Genomic DNA, 15,543 nt, shown 5'->3' with positions numbered 1-15,543 from the left:
TCGAGCGCGGGAGGTCGCTGAAGCATGGTCGTCGGCAGGCGCAGGACAGCCGATCGCGAGATCTACGACGCCGTGGACCTCTTCCGGAAAGCGCTGCTCCACGGCACATCGGCCTTCCTGCCGGCCGAGGCGGTGTGGACCAGGGAGAACTTCGACGTCCTGCGGGAGCGGTTCGTGGACCGCCCCGACCTCGGCAAGCGCTCGTTCACGGCCAAGCTGGCCGACCAGCTCGCCGGGGCCGGCGCCGGTCCGATCCGGCTGATGGCCGAGGTCCTCACCCTGCACCTGCTGGTGGTGATGACCACCGGCGGCGCCCGCAAGCGCGAGCTGATCGGCGCCGTCCGGCAGTGGGCGGGCGACGGCGCCACCCCGCTGCCCGCCGTGGTCGACAGCGCGCTGGACCGGGGCTTCCTCAACCCGGGCACCTTCTACCTGACCCGCCGCGACGCGCAGCTCAGCTGCCTGATCAACGTCGGGATCGAGATCACCAAGCTGGAGCCGGACCCGCGGTGGCACGCGGTGGAGAACCCCTGGCGGTTCAAGGAGCTGGTCGCCGACCGGCGCCCCGTCGGCGCGCACGCCCAGCGGCACGCGCTGCTGCACCTGTTCCACCCGAAGACGTTCGAGGCGATCGTCTCGCGCGAGCACAAGCAGCTGATCACCAAGACCTGGGCCGGGCTGGTCACCGAGCCGACGGACGACGTCGACCAGCAGCTCCAGCAGATCCGCCGCGGGCTGACCGCCCGGTTCGGCCCCGACTTCGACTTCTACGACGAGCGGGTCCGGCCGCACTGGCGCGGTGGCGGCACGGCGTGGAGCCAGTGGGTGCGGTGGGCGAAGCGGCTCGCCGACGCGGTGGACCTCGACGGCCTCGAACGCGCCGACAAGGTCGCCGCCGCCGAGCTGATGGCGCAGGCGCGCGACCACCTCCAGCAGGGAGCCCCGGACTGGCCACGAGCGCTGCGCAGGGCGTTCAACCACAGGGCCAACCTCGTGCACCACATGTCGCGCTCCCCGTTCCTCGACTGGGTGGACCGGCGCCCCGAGGACGCGGCGCGGGCGTTGGCGGTGTTGTGGGACGAGGGACGCGAGCTCGGCGACCGGATCGAGGGCTTCGTGGAACTGGCGCCGCAGACCGCGGTGAACCGGGCGGGCACCGGGTTGTCGATCGCCGCGGCGCTGCTGCTGGGCTCCGACCCCGCCCTGTTCCCCCCTTACGCCTCCACCGCCTTCGGCAAGGCGTTCGACCTGACCGGCGCGACGTTCCCGAACGAGAGCGACGGCCAGTCGGCCACCTACGAGCGGGTGCTGGAGTGGCTGGACGACTTCGTCGAGCAGGCCGCCCTCCAGGACCTCAGGCTCCGGGACCGGTTGGACGCCCAGACCCTGGTGTGGCGGATCGTCAAGGGCGATCCGCCCGAGGCGTGGCCGGCCGAGTGGGCGGCCGAGTTCGCCAGGTGGCGCGGTGCGCTGGTGGCGGTCGCCCGGCGCACGACCGCGTCGCTGGCCGAGTCGCTGCACCTGCCCGAGGACTTCCTCGCCGAGGTCGAACTGCTGTGGGCGGACAAGAAGCAGCTCGTGCTGCACGGTCCGCCCGGCACCGGGAAGACCTACCTGGCCAGGGAGCTGGCCAGGCACGTCGCCGGGGACGACGGCGTGGTCGAGATGGTGCAGTTCCACCCGTCCTACAGCTACGAGGACTTCGTGGAGGGGTTCCGCCCCAACCCCGACGGCACCGGTTTCGTGCTGCGCGACGGGCCGCTCAAGCACATCGCCGATCACGCGCGCAAGCACTCCGACAGCACGCACGTCCTGGTGGTCGATGAGTTGAACCGGGGCAACGTCGCGAAGGTGTTCGGTGAGCTGTACTACCTGCTGGAGTACCGGGACTCGCCGATGCGGCTCCAGTACTCGAACGACGGTTTCGGGCTGCCGGAGAACATGCGGATCATCGCGACCATGAACACCGCCGACCGGTCGATCGCGCTGGTGGACGCGGCCCTGCGCAGGCGCTTCTACTTCGTGGAGCTGTCCCCGCTGAGCGAGCCCGTCGACGGGCTGCTGCGCACGTGGCTGGGCCGGAACCACCCCGGGATGGCCTGGGTGGCGGACGTGGTGGACCGGGCCAACCGCGGGCTCGCGGCGCACGGCCGGCCCATCGGACCCAGCTTCTTCCTGCGCGCCGACCTCGACGCGAGGTGGGTGGCGCGGATCTGGGCCCACAGCGTGCTGCCCTACCTCGGCGAGGTGCTGGACGAGCACGAGCTGAGGGAGTACGAGCTGGACGCCCTCCGTGCCGTCCGTTGAGCTGCGGGAGTACGAGCGGGCGGAGGTCGACGGCTGGAGCCGCGACGACGTCCGGGCGTTGCGCGCCGCGGTGCCGTCGCTGAGCGCCGACCACCTCGGCGGCGAGCGGTGGTGGCTGACGCCGGGGCACCACGTCGGTTTCCTCCGCGTCGGCGGGCACCACGTGCACATCCGGCCCAAGGTGGAGCTGCGCAACCTGCTCCACCTGCTGTCCCACGCGACGGACCGGCTCGCGTGGCGGGAGGAACTGGTCGCCACGTCGACCGACGCCCACCCGGTGGCCGCCATGGCGCACCTGCTGGCGGAATCCGCCCTCCGGGCGACCCGGCGCGGAGTGCTCCAGGGCTACCGGCGACGGGACGAGGCGCTGGCCGTGGTCCGGGGTCGGTGGCGGGTGGAGGACCAGGTCCGCCGCCACCAGGGGAGGCTGCTGCCCGCCGAGGTCGGCTACGACGACTACACCGAGGACATCGCCGAGAACCGGGTGATCGCCACCGCGCTGCGGCTGGTCCGCGGCGGCGCCCTGGACCTCGCGGCGCGGCGGCGGGTGAGCAGGGCGCTGGCCCGGTTCGGCGAGCACGTCGAGTCGCTGCCGCGCCCGCGGTGGTCCGACCCGCCCGCGGTGGACTGGCACCCGCTCAACGCGCACTACCGGGGCGCGGTCGAACTGGCCCGGCTGGTGCTCCAGGGCGCCGCCGTGACCCACCGCGCGGGACCGTCCGCCGCCCACGGCGTGCTGGTCGACATGAACGACCTGTTCGAGCGGTTCGTCCGGCGGTCGTTGCGCGACCTGCTCGACGGTGACGTGCGCGGGGCGGGCGCGACGAAGCGGGTCACGCTCGACCAGGAGGGCCTGATCGGGTTGCAGCCCGACGTGCTGTGGCTGCGCGACGGCGTGCCGCTGCTGGTCGCCGACGTGAAGTACAAGAAGCTCGCCGGCGGCGCCCGCAACGCGGACCTCTACCAGGTGCACGCCTACTGCACGGCCTGGCACGTCGAGCACGGCCTGCTCGTGCACGCCACCGACGGCGGCGTCACCCGGCACCGCATCGTGGACGGCCGGACGACCATCTCGGTCGTCGGCGTCGACCTCCGCGGGACGCCGGAGGACATCACGGCGAGCGTCGAGGCCGTGGCGGACGAGGCGCGGGCTCTGGCCGCCTCGTCCGGTATCCCCGGCCGGACGAGGCGGCCGGAGGGTCAGGGGCGGGCCAGGGTCAGGTAGGCGAAGCCGAACTCGGTCCGGTAGCCCTTGAGCCAGCCGTCGCGGTGGTCGTCGACGATCGCGCGGACGTCGGCGGCCTGCGGGTGGTCCGGGTTGGCGAGCAGCCAGCGCTCGCGGGAGGCGCACCAGCGGGATTCGAAGCTGTCCCACTCGTCCAGGGTGGCGGTGGCGAGGGAGAGCAGGCGGTAGCCGCAGGCCATGGCCAGGTCGACCAGGTCGGGCAGGGCGCCGAACTCGTCCGCGCCGAAGACCTCGATCCCCTTCGGGCTCGGCGGGCGTTCCCAGAAGCCGTCGCCCAGCAGGAGGGTGCCGCCGGGGCGGATGCGGGCGTGCATGGCCTCCAGGGTGCCCTTCGTGCCGCCCCACGCGTGCGACGCGCCCATCGACACGGCCACGTCCGCGGGCGCGGTCTCCCAGGTGGTGACGTCCGCCAGGTGCAGCTCGACGCGCGACGACAGACCCCGGGCCTCGACGTTCGCCCGGCCCCGGTTGATGGCGTAGTCGTCGCTGTCGACGCCGAGCCCCCGCGCGTTCGGCTCGTGCTCGACCGCGCGCAGCAGCAGTTCCGCCCAGCCGCAGCCGTAGTCGACGACCCGCTCCCCCGGCCTCAGGTGCAGACCGCCGATCAGGTCGTACGCCTTGGCGTCGGACAGCGGCGAGTTGAAGTCGAGCAGGGCGTGGCCGTTCAGCGGTGCGTCCGTCACGGCCACACCGTGTCAGAACGCGCGCGGATCGGAAATGGAATTACTCCTGGCCCCGGACGACCCGGCGCAGCTTGGGCACGCGGTCGGCGAGCACCCGCTCCGCGCCCCGGCCGGTCGGCTCGTAGTAGTCGCGGCCGACCAGGTCGTCCGGCGGGTACTGCTGGGTCAGCACGCCCTCCGGCACGTCGTGCGGGTAGCGGTAGCCCTGGGCGTTGCCGAGCTTGGCCGCGCCCGCGTAGTGCCCGTCGCGCAGGTGCGCGGGCACCGCGCCGATCGCGCCCTTGCGCACGTCCGCCATGGCCGCGCCGATCGCGGTCGTCACGGCGTTCGACTTGGGCGCGGTGGCCAGGTGGACGGTGGCCTGGGCCAGGTTCAGCGCGCACTCGGGCAGCCCGATGAGCTGCACGGCCTGCGCCGCGGCCACGCACGTCTGCAGCGCGGTCGGGTCGGCCATGCCCACGTCCTCGCTGGCGTGGATCACCAGCCGCCTGGCGATGAACCTCGGGTCCTCGCCCGCCTCGATCATCCGGGCCAGGTAGTGCAGCGCGGCGTCGACGTCCGAGCCGCGGATCGACTTGATGAACGCGCTGGTCACGTCGTAGTGCTGGTCGCCCTGCCGGTCGTAGCGCACGGCCGCCTTGTCGACCGTCGCCTCCAACGTCGCCAGGTCGAGCGCGCCGCCCTCGCCGACCGCGTCCGCCGCCGCCTCCAGCGCGGTCAACGCTCGCCGGGCGTCACCGCCCGCCAGCCGGACCAGGTGGTCCTCGGCGTCCGGCTCGACCGTGATCGAACCGCCGAGGCCGCGCTCGTCGGAGACCGCGCGCCGGACCAGCGCGCGCACCGCGTCGTCGGTCAACGGGCGCAGCTGGAGCACCAGCGACCGGGACAGCAGCGGCGAGACGACGGAGAAGAACGGGTTCTCCGTGGTCGCCGCGACCAGCAGCACGATCCGGTCCTCCACCGCGCCGAGCAGGGCGTCCTGCTGGGTCTTGGAGAACCGGTGCACCTCGTCGATGAACAGCACGGTCGACTCGCCGGAGCGGACCAGCCGGCGGCGCGCCTCCTCGATGACCGCGCGCACCTCCTTCACGCCCGCCGACAGCGCCGACAGGGCGGCGAACCGCCTGCCGGTGGCCTGCGACACGAGCGTGGCCAGCGTCGTCTTGCCGGTGCCCGGCGGGCCGTAGAGCATGACCGAGGCGGGCGACGAGCCCTCGACCAGCCTGCGCAGCGGCGCGCCCGGCCCGAGCAGGTGGTCCTGCCCGACCACCTCGTCCAGGGTGCGCGGGCGCATCCGCACGGCCAGCGGCGCGTTGGCGGCGATGCGCGCCGCCTTCTCCTCCGGGTCGACGCCGAACAGGCCGTCGTCGAACATCCCCTCGTTCACGCGTTCGACTGTAGCTCGCGCGTGCACAGCCGCTGTCCGAGCGTGCAACGGCGGTTCCGCTGCTGGTCACTGCCGGTGCAGGGTGTGCGGCATGAGCGAGTTGAGCCCGGAGCGGATCGCCCGGCACGCGCACGACGCGGGGTTCCGGGGCGAGGACCTGACGATCGCGGTCGCGGTCGCGCTGGCCGAGTCCGGCGGCGATCCCCGCGCGCACAACCCCAACCCGCCGGACAACTCCTACGGGCTCTGGCAGATCAACATGCTGGGCTCGATGGGGCCGGCGCGGCGGCGCGAGTTCGGGCTGGAGTCCAACCGGGAGCTGTTCGACCCGCAGGAGAACGCCCGTGCGGCGTACAAGATCTCCGGGGACGGGCGGTCCTGGACGCCGTGGAGCACTTACACGAACGGCGCTTACAAGCGTCACCTGGACGAGGCGCGTCGGGGCGTCGAGCGGATGAAGCGCGGGGGTGGCGGCTCCGGAGGCGGAGGTGGCGGTGGCGGTTCGAGGGGCGGCGGTTCGCGGGGTGGGGGCGGGTTCTCGGTCGACGTGGGCGTGCTGCGCGACTACGCCCGGCGCACGGCGGGCTCGGCCGACGACCTCACCGCGATCGGCCGGCGGCACGTCCGCGAGGTGCGGGAGGTCGCCGAGGACAGCTTCGGCCGGATCGGCAAGCAGTCCGGGTTCGCCGACGCGCTGGACAACTTCGGCGCGGCGCTGCGCAAGCAGGTCAAGGCGGTCGCGCACAACACGGACGCGCTGGCCACGTCCGCCGGCCGCTCGGCCCGCGCTTACAAGGACCAGGACGACGACGTCTCCCGCTCGCTCGGTGGTCGCGGCGGCGTGAGCGGCGGAGGGGAGGGCTAGTGGACACCCGAGCGATGGCCAGGCACTTCGCCGAGAGCATGATCGGCCACCGGAACTCGCTGGCGGGCAAGGCCGAGGACGCGGTGAAGGTCCAGTACGCGCTGCACCAGACCGCGATCGGCCTCACCGAGCAGCACGACGACCAGCGCAAGGCCGCCAAGGCGGTGCTGGAGCACTGGAAGGGCGACAACTCCGAGAGCTTCGAGAAGCGCTCGAACCGGCTGGCCGGGCAGGTGCGGACCACCGCCGACGCCGCCCGGGACGCGGAGAAGGTCGTCGCCGGCGTCAGCAGCGCGTTGACCACCGGGCACGCGCGGGCGCGGCAGGCCGTGGACGAGTACCTGGACACCGCGACCCGGCTGCTGGACACCGGCAAGGCCGTCGGCACGCAGGCCGCGCTGCTCAAGGCCGTCGCCCAGGCCGCCGACCTGGAGCCCAAGTACACCAAGGAGACCACCGCCACCGTGCGGCACGTGCGCGGCGAGCTGGAGGACGCCGCCCGCAAGCTGCGCGCGTTGGAGAAGGAGGTCGAGCACGACGGTGTCGCGGACGGCCGCGCCGAGCGCGCCCGCGGCGGCACCAAGCCGTCCGGCGCCCGCGCCCGCGGCCGGTCCCGGACGATCATCTCGGCGGCCAGGCGCGAGCTGGGCACCCGGGAGAACCCGCCGGGCAGCAACCGCAACCCGTACGGGCCGACGGCGGCGTGGTGCTCGTCGTTCGCCACCGCGATGTGGCGCAAGGCCGGTGTGGACATCCCGCTCCTGCCGTTCACCGGCGACGTGTTCCGGTGGGGGCAGCGCAACGGGAAGGCGTACACGTCGTTGGACTCGGTGAAGCCCGGGGACGTGCTGCTGTTCGGGAGCGGGCCGAGCAGCCCGTCGACCAGCACGCACATCGGGATCGTGGAGAAGGTCTCCGGTGGGACCGTGACGCTGATCGAGGGCAACTCCGGCGACAGCGTGCGGCGCAACACGCACCGGCTCAGCTCGGCGACGTTCTACGGAGGGGTGCACCCGTGATCACGGCACACGCGCACGACCCGGACACCGGGATCGCGGTGGAGGTCGGTCCCGGTGGCGGGCTGCGCGACCTGGTGCTGGACGCGCGGTCGTTGCGGCTGGGGCGGACGCGGTTGGCGGAGGCGATCCTGGGACTGGTCGACACCGCCACCGCGCGGGCGAACGCTCGCGTGCAGCGCGCGCTGGGTGACGTGAGCGCGCTCGGGTTGACGGTGGAGACGCGGATGGAGGAGTCGGTCGAGGACACGACTCCCGAGACCTGGCGGGTGTGATGGGGTTCGGGGAGCGGCTGGACGCGATCCGGCGGGAGGCGTCGGACCGGGGTGTGACGGTGGTGGTCGACCTGCACGGCAAGCCCGTGGGGCTGGACTTCAGCCGGGAGGCGCTGACCATGCCGCCGACCGAGCTGGCCGGCCTCGTCCGCCGGCTGGCCGACGAGGCCGCGGCGGCGGCGCTGGCCGACGGCATGGCCGTGCTGGCCGACGTCGTCCCACCCGCCCTGATCACGCCCTGAACGTTCAACTCACCCGTTCCGAACGTAGGACTCTCGCGTTCCGACCGTAGGACTCTCGCGAGAGTCCTACGGTCGGGAGGGGTGTGTCGCGCGGTCGGGAGGGGGCAGGTGGCCTGGCGCAGCGGGGCGGTCAGGTGGTGGTTTGGCGCAGCAGGGTGGTCAGGTGGCGGACCAGCCACTGCCCGTCGGCGGGCGAGAGGTGCACCCACTCGCCGTCCGCGGTCGTCTCCGTGGTCAGCGCGTACCGGCCGGCGGCGGTGTCGGTCCAGCTCAGGACCCGGGACCGGCCGGCCGGGCCGGTGGCGGCCAGCTGACCGGTGGCCTGGCGCGGCGAGTCGACCAGCGTGGTGATCGACCGGGTGGCGCGGCCGGTGATGGACGCCTGCGCCAGCACGCGCTCCATGGCGGCGTGGCCGGACTTGGCGTAGGCGTCCACGGCGGCGGAGAACACCGGCCTCGGCATCCGCACCTGCTCGCCCGGACCGGCCGGCGCGTCGCCGACGACCCGCGCGACCGCGGCCACCAGGTCGGTGACGGGCTCCAGCGCCACCTCGCGGTCGTTGAGGACGACCAGCACGCCGTGCCGCCCCCGCGCCGTGGCCAGCACCCGCCACGGGTGCGGGCGGAACACCAGGGCGTCCACCGACACCTCGCCGTGCGCGAGGAGGGTGAACAGGTCCTCCAGCTCGACCGAGACGTCCTCGCCGTCGGCCAGGCCCGCCTCGGTCAGCGTGCGCAGGACCTCCGAGCCGAGGGCGTCCCGCTCGTCCTCCGTCCCGCCGTGCGACGGCACTTCGAGGGGGTAGGGCGGCTCACCCGTGCCCAGGTCCTCCCACAGCAGGTCGAACTCCAGGTGGGACAACACGACCGCGGTCGCCGAACGTCGGGCCATGGGCTGAGAAGGTAGCGGTCGGCGGCGCCTTTCGCGGCCGGTTCGGCCACACCGGTGGTTACGCTGCTCGACGTGGACGTCGCCGGCGGGTTCCTGACTGTGCGGGCTTCCGGCGCGGCGGCGGCCAAAGCCGCGCTCAGCGGGGGCGCGGCCACCCCGGAGCACATCCAGCTGCTGGTCGGCTGCGCGGTCGGCGGTGGCGTGCCCGGCGGCGGGACCTCGCTTCGGTTTCCCGATTGCGCGCTGCACGTGCTGCCGGGCGTGGTGATGCTGACCGTCGCCGAGGCGCGGCTGACCGTCGGGTTCGGCGAGCTGAGACCGCTGATGTTCCAGTCGGTGCCGGTCGAGGCGGCGCTGCGGTCGGTGTTCGCCGCCGCGGTGGCGCAGGTGCTCGCCGCCGCGCCCGCCCTCGACCCGCACGGCCTGTCGCACCACCTGCTCGGCCTGGCCGAACTGGTGCTGCGCAGCGCCCTGCGCGCCGAGCTGGACCGGGTGGACTCCCTGGCCGCGCGGCGGCGCGAGGCGGTGGAGTACATGCGCGAGCACCTGGCCGACCCGACCCTGAGCGCGGACCGGGTCGCCGAGGCGCTGTTCATCTCCCGCCGCCGCCTCTACCAGCTGTTCGACGACGGGCAGGGCGTGTCCGAGCGCATCCGCGGTCTGCGGATCGACCGGGCCAAGGCGTTGCTGGCCGACCCGGCGAAGGCCGCGCGCGGCATCGGCGAGATCGCCCGGGACTGCGGTTTCGTCAGCGCCGCGCACTTCTCCCGGACGTTCCGCCAGGTGGTCGGGCGGACGCCGAGCGAGTTCCGGAACCGCTGACGGCGTCGAACACCACCCCGGACACGAACCGACCCGCGATGCCCGCCACCTCCAGCCAGCCGCGCCCGGACGGCGAGTGCAGCGTGAACACCGCGATCCGCGGGTGGTCCGGGTCGGTCACCACCACCTGGAGCTGCGCGCCGGGCCCGCTGACCGGGATGCGCTCCACGATCACCACCGGGTAGCCGGTCGCCGTCTCACCGCGGGTGACCTCGCGGATCGCCGGTCCGTCGAGGTGGAACGCGGGCTCGCCGGGGTCGGTCGGCCGGTCGACGGCCACCACGCCCGCCACCAGCAGCGCGGGGTCGGCGTCCCGGTGCTCCACGACGGCCAGCAGCCCCGCGCCCTGCCGGTGCGCCAGTTCCGCGGCCTGAGTGGCGGACACCTCCAGCCCGGGGTCGTGGGTGCCCTTGAGCCGGCGCAGGACGGCCAACAGCTCCGCCGCGGTGCGTTCAGGGGTGCCTAGTGCCACCGGGGTCACCCCCGGCACGGGAGCGAGTCTCACCCCAGGCCCGCCCGGAACGCCGCCGCCGCGCCCCTGGTGGACGCCGGCCGGGGTGGGCCGAGCAGCACGGAAGCCAACTCGGAGGTCATGGCGGAGAAGCTTGCCAGGGCGTCCGCGACGGCGGTCGGCGGTTCTTCGGCGCGCAGCCGCTCGGCGACCCGCCTGGCCTCCGCGCGGTGGTCGCGCTCCAGCAGCCGGGCCTCCTCCAGCACCTCGTCCAGCTGCCGCCGCAGCTCGTCGTGCCGGGCGACGGCCCGCTGGTGCGCCTCGCCGTCGGCGGCGGTGAAGGCGGCCATGGCGCCGGTCCGGTCCAGCTCGTCCTCGGCGTCGGCCAGCGCGCGCCGCAGGCCGAGCGCCCGCCGGTCCAGCTCCTCGGCCCGCCGCTGGTTGCCCAGCAGCGTGGTGGCCCAGCCGTCGAGCACCTCGGCCGCCGCCCGCATCGCGCGCCGCACCGCCGTCAGCTCCGACACCACCGCCTCCAACCGCGTCCTGAACACGTCCGCCGCCGCGCCCGTCCACTCCTCCGGTGGCGCGCCGGGCGCCGCGAACGCGACCGAGAGCCGTTCGCTCGCCGCCGCCACCGCGCCCGCGCGACCGGGCGCGGGGTCGAAGCCGAGACCCCGGTAGTCAGTCATGGCGCAGCTCGTCGGCCCGCCGGTAGGTCTCACCCGCCGCGCGCACCTCGTCGGCCACCGCGTCCAGCCCCACACCGCGCAACGCCCTCGCCCACTCGGCCACCAGGTGCTCGACCGCCTCGGTGACGCCTTCCGGGCCGAGGTCGCCCGGCGGTTCCGCCACGGTGGACGCGGCGGCCCGCGCTTCGTCGGCGACCTCGTCCAGCCGGCCGGCGAACGCGGTCAGCACGTCCGGGTCGACCCGGTAGCCGCCGCTCATTCGCCGAGCACCGGCGGGAACGCGGGCGGCAGGTCGTCCAGCAGGTCCAGGCCGAGGTCGTAGCGGTTGCGGTGCTCGGCGTCGTCCTCGCGGTTGCCCGGCGCCATCGGCGGGTACATGCCGAAGCCCTGCGGTCCGCCCGCGCCGACGACCGGTCCGACACCGCCGCGGGCCGCCGCGCCGCCGGGCACCGCGCCGAGCACGCCGGACGCGCCACCCTGGCCGACCGGCCCGAACCCGCCCTGGCCCGCACCGCCGCCGGGTCCCGAGCCGAGCCCACCGCCGAGCCCGCCACCCAGCCCACCGCCGGGTCCTCCGTAGCCCGCCTGCGAGCCGAACCCGCCGGGACCCGCGTACCCCGGCGAGCCGACCGCCGGTCCGGCGCCGGCGGCCGACGTGACGCCCTCCGGCCGCACGCCGGGCTGGGTGGTCGGCTGGTCGACCACCGGGTCGGGGTGGGAGGTGTCGTCCCGGGGCGGCCAGGGCCGCGGGTGCTGCGGCGGTTGTGGCGGCTGCCAGGGCGGCGGCACCGGCATGGGCACGGGCGACTCGTCCGGCGGGGTGGACCGCGCGCCGGGCGGCGCCTGGTCGAAGGTCGGCAGCTGCTCGCCGATCCCGTGGCTGGCCGCCTCGTACTGCTCCATGACGCGGACGGCCCGGTCCAGGGCCTCCTGCTGCTCGCGCTTGGTCGGCATGTGGTCGTCCAGCAGCTGCTTGAGCATGTAGGCGCCCTGCGGGCCGTCCAGCGTGGTCACGTCGTACCCGTCGCGGAACCACTTCTCGGCGTCCGGGTGCACCGGCTCGGGGATCGCCCTGGCCGCCTCGGTCACCGCCCAGGTGTAGCCCTCCAGGCCGCCGCCCACCCGGGACGCGCGGCGCGAGGCGTCCACGGCCCACTCGGTGAGCCGGGACGCCGAACCGGCCGCCGCCACCGCCGACGGACCGCGCCACGACATCACGAGGGTCTGCACGACCTTCTGCGCGTCGGCCGTCGCCTCGTCGATCTCCGCGGCCAGCTTCTGCCACTCGTAGGTGCGGGTGGCCATCTGCGCGGCGTCGGCGGACTTCACCATGTCCCACAGCTGCCGGTGGGTGTACGCCCGCCAGTTGATCTTGCCGAACTTCTCCGGGGCCCGGTTGGCCCGGCGCTGCCGCACCCGCTTCGCGCGGTCCCGGCGGGTGGCCGCGGACGCGTCGTGGAAGTCGGAGTAGTAGCCGCCCCTGCGCTCGCTCACAGCTGCCTCAACGTCTGCTCGACCAGCTCGTCCTGTGCCTGGTGGGTCGCGCTCACCTGCTGCAACGCCCTGCGCAGCGCGGTCAGCTCCGCGACGTACGTCCGCAGCGCCGCCCGCACGCCGCCGTCCTCCTCGCCGCCGCGCAGCCCGAACGCCCGGCGCATGTTCAGCGCGACCGGGCCCTTGCCGTCGCCGAGCGGCTGGTCCAGCTCCCGGTCGGCGCGGGCCAGCAGGTCGGTCAGCACCCGGTGCAGCCGGTCCAGGTCGGCGGTGGCGGCGGAGAAGGAGGCCAGGTCCAGCTCGATGCGGTCACCGCCTTCGGCGACCACGTCCGCGGCGCCCGCGCCGGTGGGCTCGGACACCACCGGCATCGCGACGGCCCGCTGTCCGGGCTGCTCCTCGCGCAGCTCTTCGCGCATCTGCCTGGCGTGTTCCACGCCGCGCACCCTGACGACCATGGTGCACATGGTGGTGCGCCCGTGCGCAGGTGGCCAGAGCGGGTGCACAAAGGAGCAGCGGCGCTGCACGGTCGGACAAGCCCCCTCCCCCTCGGTGTGCGCTGCCCGACATCCCGACCCTTCACCTCCCGGCCCGGACCTGTGCGAAAATCGTCACCCGTGCCGTCACCCGCCGTTCACGCGCGCGCCGTCCTGCTCGCCGGCCCCTCGGGCTCGGGCAAGTCCACCCTCGCCGCCCACCTCGGCCTGCCCGTGCTGCGCCTCGACGACTTCTACCGCGAAGGCGACGACCCGCTGCTGCCGCGCGACGAGGCGGGCCGCCCCGACTGGGACGCCGAGGGCTCCTGGAACACCGCCGACGCCCTCGCCGCCGTGGTCGAGCTGGCCACCACCGGCGCCGTCGACGCGCCCGTGTACGAGCTCGGCGAGGACCGCCGGGTCGGCTGCCGGACGGTGACCGCGCCCGGCCTGTTCATCGCCGAGGGCCTGTTCGCCGACCGGCTGGTCGCCGGCTGCCGCGAGGCAGGTGTGCTGGCCGACGCCCTCGTGCTCGCGCCCAACTCCGTCGTCACCTTCGCCCGCCGGTTCGCCCGGGACGTGGCCGAGGCGCGCAAGCCGGTGCCGCTGCTGGCCCGTCGCGGCCTGCGGTTGCTGCGCGAGCACCCTGGCGTGGTGCGGCGCTGCGTGGACGCGGGCATGCGCCCGGTCCGACCGCACCGGGTGGACCTGGCCTCGATCGGGGACAGGGCGCCCGCGGCGGTGTAGCCGGGCCGGGCCGGGGGTACTGCTGCCGGCATGGCTGAGTTCGAGCACGAGCAGACGATTCCGGTCGACGCGCGGGTGGTGTTCGACCTGGCCCGGGACGTGACCGCGATGGAGGCCTGGCTGCCGGACGGCGTGCAGGTCGAGCGGAGCGGGCCGGAGCGGATCACCGGGCGGGTGTCGGTCGGCGACGAGATCGACGAGGCCGAGGGCTACCTGGCGGCGGACGTCGAGCAGCGCCGGCTGGAGTGGGGCGACCTGGAGCGCGCCGGCTACTCGGGGTGGCTCCAGGTGGACGAGGCCGGTCCCGGCACGAGCCGGGTCGTGCTGCGCCTGGACGTGAGCGGCGAGCACCACGCGGCGGTCGCCGGCGAGGCGGCCGAGATGGCCGACGAACAGCTCGCGCAGGCGCTGGAACGGCTCGCAGCGCTGGCGACGCAAAGCGTGACGTGACGGTTTTCACCGGTCAGCGGGGTTGATCGGGAAAGAGCGACACCGGGGTTGATCGGCCTGAACCGGGCACGCCGGGCCGGCGCAGCGGGCGCTGCGCCGGCCGCACGTCCTCCAGCCCGGCCACCCGCACCCCGGCCACCGCCAGCCCGATCACCGCCAGCCCGCGCCCGCCGGTCACCCGCACGGCCCAGTGCGGCCCGGAACCGTCGCATCCGGCGGCCCCGCGTCCGGGTGCAGCAGCACGCGTCCGTCAGGCGGCACGGACTGCGCCGCTGGGAGGCACTGCGTAGTCGAGCATTCACATATCGCGGTCGGCGGCGTTAGAGTCAGTCGTTCCTGGGAGCGCTCCCAGAACCTCAACGAGGAGGTGAACGACGTGACGGCCCGACGATGGATCGCCTTGGCCTCGGCCGGTGCGGCAAGCTTGCTGATCGCCGCGCTCGTGAATGTGGTCGGCCCCACCACCGCGTCCGCGCACGGCGCGATGATGACGCCGGGCAGCCGGACCTTCATGTGCTGGAAGGACGGCCTCACCCAGCAGGGCAACATCCAGCCCAAGAACCCGGCCTGTTCCGCCGCGGTGTCGTCCGGCGGCACCAACGCGCTGTACAACTGGTTCGGCGTGCTGAGGTCCGACGGCGCCGGCCGCACCAGCGGCTTCATCCCCGACGGCAAGCTGTGCAGCGGCGGCAACCCGACGTTCTCCGGGTTCGACATCGCCCGCAACGACTACCCGGTCACCCACCTGACCGCCGGCGCGAACTTCTCCTGGACCTACAACAAGTGGGCCGCGCACCCCGGCACGTTCCACCTGTACGTCACCAAGGACAGCTGGAGCCCGACCCGGCCGCTGGCCTGGAGCGACCTGGAGAGCACGCCGTTCCACAGCGTCACCAACCCGGCGAACAGCGGCCCGGTGGGCAGCATCGACGGCAAGTACTACTGGAACGCGAACCTGCCCTCCGGCAAGTCCGGCCGCCACATCATCTACTCGGTGTGGACCCGCTCGGACAGCGCGGAGACGTTCTACAACTGCTCCGACGTCGTGTTCGACGGTGGCAACGGCCAGGAGACCGGTGTCGGCGACGGCGGCGGCACCACGACGACGACCACGACCACCACGACGACCAGCACCACCACGTCCACCAGCACCACCACCACGACCCCGACCACCACGACGCCGAACAACCCGGGTGACGCGAACTGCATGGCGATCTACAAGATCACCAGCGCGTGGTCCGGCGGCTTCCAGGCCGAGGTCGAGCTGATGAACCACAGCAAGAGCCCGTACAACGGCTGGACGGCCAAGTGGGACTGGGCCAACGGTCAGACCATCACCAGCCTCTGGAGCGGCGTGAAGTCCGGCTCCGGCTCGCAGGTGATCGTCAAGAACGCCGCGTGGAACGGCACTGTCGGCGTCGAGCAGTCGGTGAAGTTCGGCTTCACGGCCAACTTCTCCGGCACCAACTCGCTGCCGACGGTGACCTGCACCAGCCCCTGA

The 15,543-nt window shown here is 74.0% G+C and carries 19 protein-coding genes; 10 read left to right on the top strand and 9 right to left on the bottom strand.

What is annotated here, in order from left to right:
* The first annotated feature begins 24 nt into the window (after positions 1 to 24).
* The gene (locus AB0F89_RS18055) at positions 25 to 2,307 is read left to right on the top strand and encodes an McrB family protein (protein WP_367137662.1); all 2,283 of its coding nucleotides are present in this window, start codon (positions 25 to 27) and stop codon (positions 2,305 to 2,307) included.
* Positions 2,294 to 3,532 (top strand): McrC family protein, encoded by a 1,239-nt coding sequence (locus AB0F89_RS18050; RefSeq protein WP_367137660.1) that lies wholly within the window; start codon positions 2,294 to 2,296, stop codon positions 3,530 to 3,532. Before AB0F89_RS18055 ends, AB0F89_RS18050 begins: the two co-directional genes overlap by 14 nt.
* Here the strand turns inward: AB0F89_RS18050 and AB0F89_RS18045 are convergent.
* Positions 3,508 to 4,236 carry a cyclopropane-fatty-acyl-phospholipid synthase family protein gene (locus AB0F89_RS18045; RefSeq protein ID WP_367137658.1) on the bottom strand — a complete coding sequence of 243 codons (729 nt, stop codon included), beginning with the start codon at positions 4,234 to 4,236 and terminating at the stop codon, positions 3,508 to 3,510. The genes AB0F89_RS18050 and AB0F89_RS18045 overlap by 25 nt on opposite strands.
* A 40-nt stretch (positions 4,237 to 4,276) precedes the next feature.
* Entirely contained in the window at positions 4,277 to 5,611 is a 1,335-nt protein-coding gene (locus AB0F89_RS18040) for a replication-associated recombination protein A (protein ID WP_367138910.1), read from the bottom strand.
* Positions 5,612 to 5,714: 103 nt separating this feature from the next.
* Between AB0F89_RS18040 and AB0F89_RS18035 the strand changes: the two genes are divergently transcribed.
* From AB0F89_RS18035 to AB0F89_RS18020, 4 genes are read left to right on the top strand one after another with little or no spacing between them, the layout of a single operon-like run.
* A complete protein-coding gene (locus tag AB0F89_RS18035; RefSeq protein WP_367137656.1) occupies positions 5,715 to 6,488 on the top strand; it encodes a type VII secretion target in 774 nt (257 codons plus the stop codon).
* Positions 6,488 to 7,507, top strand: coding sequence for a CHAP domain-containing protein (locus AB0F89_RS18030; protein WP_367137655.1), 1,020 nt, complete (start codon positions 6,488 to 6,490; stop codon positions 7,505 to 7,507). Before AB0F89_RS18035 ends, AB0F89_RS18030 begins: the two co-directional genes overlap by 1 nt.
* Positions 7,504 to 7,779, top strand: coding sequence for a YbaB/EbfC family DNA-binding protein (locus tag AB0F89_RS18025; protein WP_367137653.1), 276 nt, complete (start codon positions 7,504 to 7,506; stop codon positions 7,777 to 7,779). The genes AB0F89_RS18030 and AB0F89_RS18025 overlap by 4 nt, the downstream gene beginning before the upstream one ends.
* A complete protein-coding gene (locus tag AB0F89_RS18020) occupies positions 7,779 to 8,021 on the top strand; it encodes a hypothetical protein (RefSeq protein WP_367137651.1) in 243 nt (80 codons plus the stop codon). The genes AB0F89_RS18025 and AB0F89_RS18020 overlap by 1 nt, the downstream gene beginning before the upstream one ends.
* Positions 8,022 to 8,151: 130 nt before the next feature.
* On the opposite strand, the gene AB0F89_RS18015 is transcribed toward AB0F89_RS18020, so the two are convergent.
* The gene (locus AB0F89_RS18015; RefSeq protein ID WP_367137649.1) at positions 8,152 to 8,913 is read right to left on the bottom strand and encodes an ESX secretion-associated protein EspG; all 762 of its coding nucleotides are present in this window, start codon (positions 8,911 to 8,913) and stop codon (positions 8,152 to 8,154) included.
* A gap of 72 nt (positions 8,914 to 8,985) precedes the next feature.
* Here AB0F89_RS18015 and AB0F89_RS18010 point away from each other — a divergent pair, with 72 nt between their 5' ends.
* Entirely contained in the window at positions 8,986 to 9,735 is a 750-nt protein-coding gene (locus AB0F89_RS18010) for a helix-turn-helix transcriptional regulator (protein ID WP_367137648.1), read from the top strand.
* Here AB0F89_RS18010 and AB0F89_RS18005 read toward each other — a convergent pair.
* Genes AB0F89_RS18005 through AB0F89_RS17985 form a run of 5 tightly spaced genes read right to left on the bottom strand, consistent with a single transcriptional unit; the run spans position 9,662 to position 12,827 of the window.
* A complete protein-coding gene (locus AB0F89_RS18005) occupies positions 9,662 to 10,207 on the bottom strand; it encodes a hypothetical protein (RefSeq protein ID WP_367137647.1) in 546 nt (181 codons plus the stop codon). The genes AB0F89_RS18010 and AB0F89_RS18005 overlap by 74 nt on opposite strands.
* A gap of 29 nt (positions 10,208 to 10,236) precedes the next feature.
* Complete coding sequence (locus AB0F89_RS18000) at positions 10,237 to 10,875, bottom strand: hypothetical protein (RefSeq protein WP_367137645.1); 639 nt, start codon at positions 10,873 to 10,875, stop codon at positions 10,237 to 10,239.
* Positions 10,868 to 11,134, bottom strand: coding sequence for a WXG100 family type VII secretion target (locus tag AB0F89_RS17995; RefSeq protein WP_367137643.1), 267 nt, complete (start codon positions 11,132 to 11,134; stop codon positions 10,868 to 10,870). The genes AB0F89_RS18000 and AB0F89_RS17995 overlap by 8 nt, the downstream gene beginning before the upstream one ends.
* A complete protein-coding gene (locus tag AB0F89_RS17990) occupies positions 11,131 to 12,369 on the bottom strand; it encodes a PPE domain-containing protein (RefSeq protein ID WP_367137641.1) in 1,239 nt (412 codons plus the stop codon). Before AB0F89_RS17990 ends, AB0F89_RS17995 begins: the two co-directional genes overlap by 4 nt.
* Complete coding sequence (locus tag AB0F89_RS17985; RefSeq protein WP_367137639.1) at positions 12,366 to 12,827, bottom strand: hypothetical protein; 462 nt, start codon at positions 12,825 to 12,827, stop codon at positions 12,366 to 12,368. The genes AB0F89_RS17990 and AB0F89_RS17985 overlap by 4 nt, the downstream gene beginning before the upstream one ends.
* Positions 12,828 to 12,986: 159 nt before the next feature.
* Here AB0F89_RS17985 and AB0F89_RS17980 point away from each other — a divergent pair, with 159 nt between their 5' ends.
* Both AB0F89_RS17980 and AB0F89_RS17975 read left to right on the top strand, forming a co-directional pair.
* Positions 12,987 to 13,592 carry a uridine kinase gene (locus AB0F89_RS17980; protein ID WP_367137637.1) on the top strand — a complete coding sequence of 202 codons (606 nt, stop codon included), beginning with the start codon at positions 12,987 to 12,989 and terminating at the stop codon, positions 13,590 to 13,592.
* 30 nt (positions 13,593 to 13,622) lie between these two features.
* On the top strand, positions 13,623 to 14,042 hold the full coding sequence (locus AB0F89_RS17975; protein WP_367137635.1) for an SRPBCC family protein: 420 nt from the start codon (positions 13,623 to 13,625) through the stop codon (positions 14,040 to 14,042).
* Positions 14,043 to 14,055: 13 nt separating this feature from the next.
* Here the strand turns inward: AB0F89_RS17975 and AB0F89_RS17970 are convergent, their stop codons facing one another.
* Positions 14,056 to 14,220, bottom strand: coding sequence for a hypothetical protein (locus AB0F89_RS17970; RefSeq protein WP_367137633.1), 165 nt, complete (start codon positions 14,218 to 14,220; stop codon positions 14,056 to 14,058).
* Between the two features lie 198 nt (positions 14,221 to 14,418).
* Here AB0F89_RS17970 and AB0F89_RS17965 point away from each other — a divergent pair, with 198 nt between their 5' ends.
* The gene (locus AB0F89_RS17965) at positions 14,419 to 15,543 is read left to right on the top strand and encodes a lytic polysaccharide monooxygenase (protein ID WP_367137631.1); all 1,125 of its coding nucleotides are present in this window, start codon (positions 14,419 to 14,421) and stop codon (positions 15,541 to 15,543) included.

Source organism: Saccharothrix sp. HUAS TT1 (assembly GCF_040744945.1).
Classification (GTDB): Bacteria; Actinomycetota; Actinomycetes; order Mycobacteriales; family Pseudonocardiaceae; genus Actinosynnema.
The sequence above is the reverse complement of the archived record's forward strand: the minus strand, read 5'-3'. Positions and strand labels throughout refer to the sequence as shown.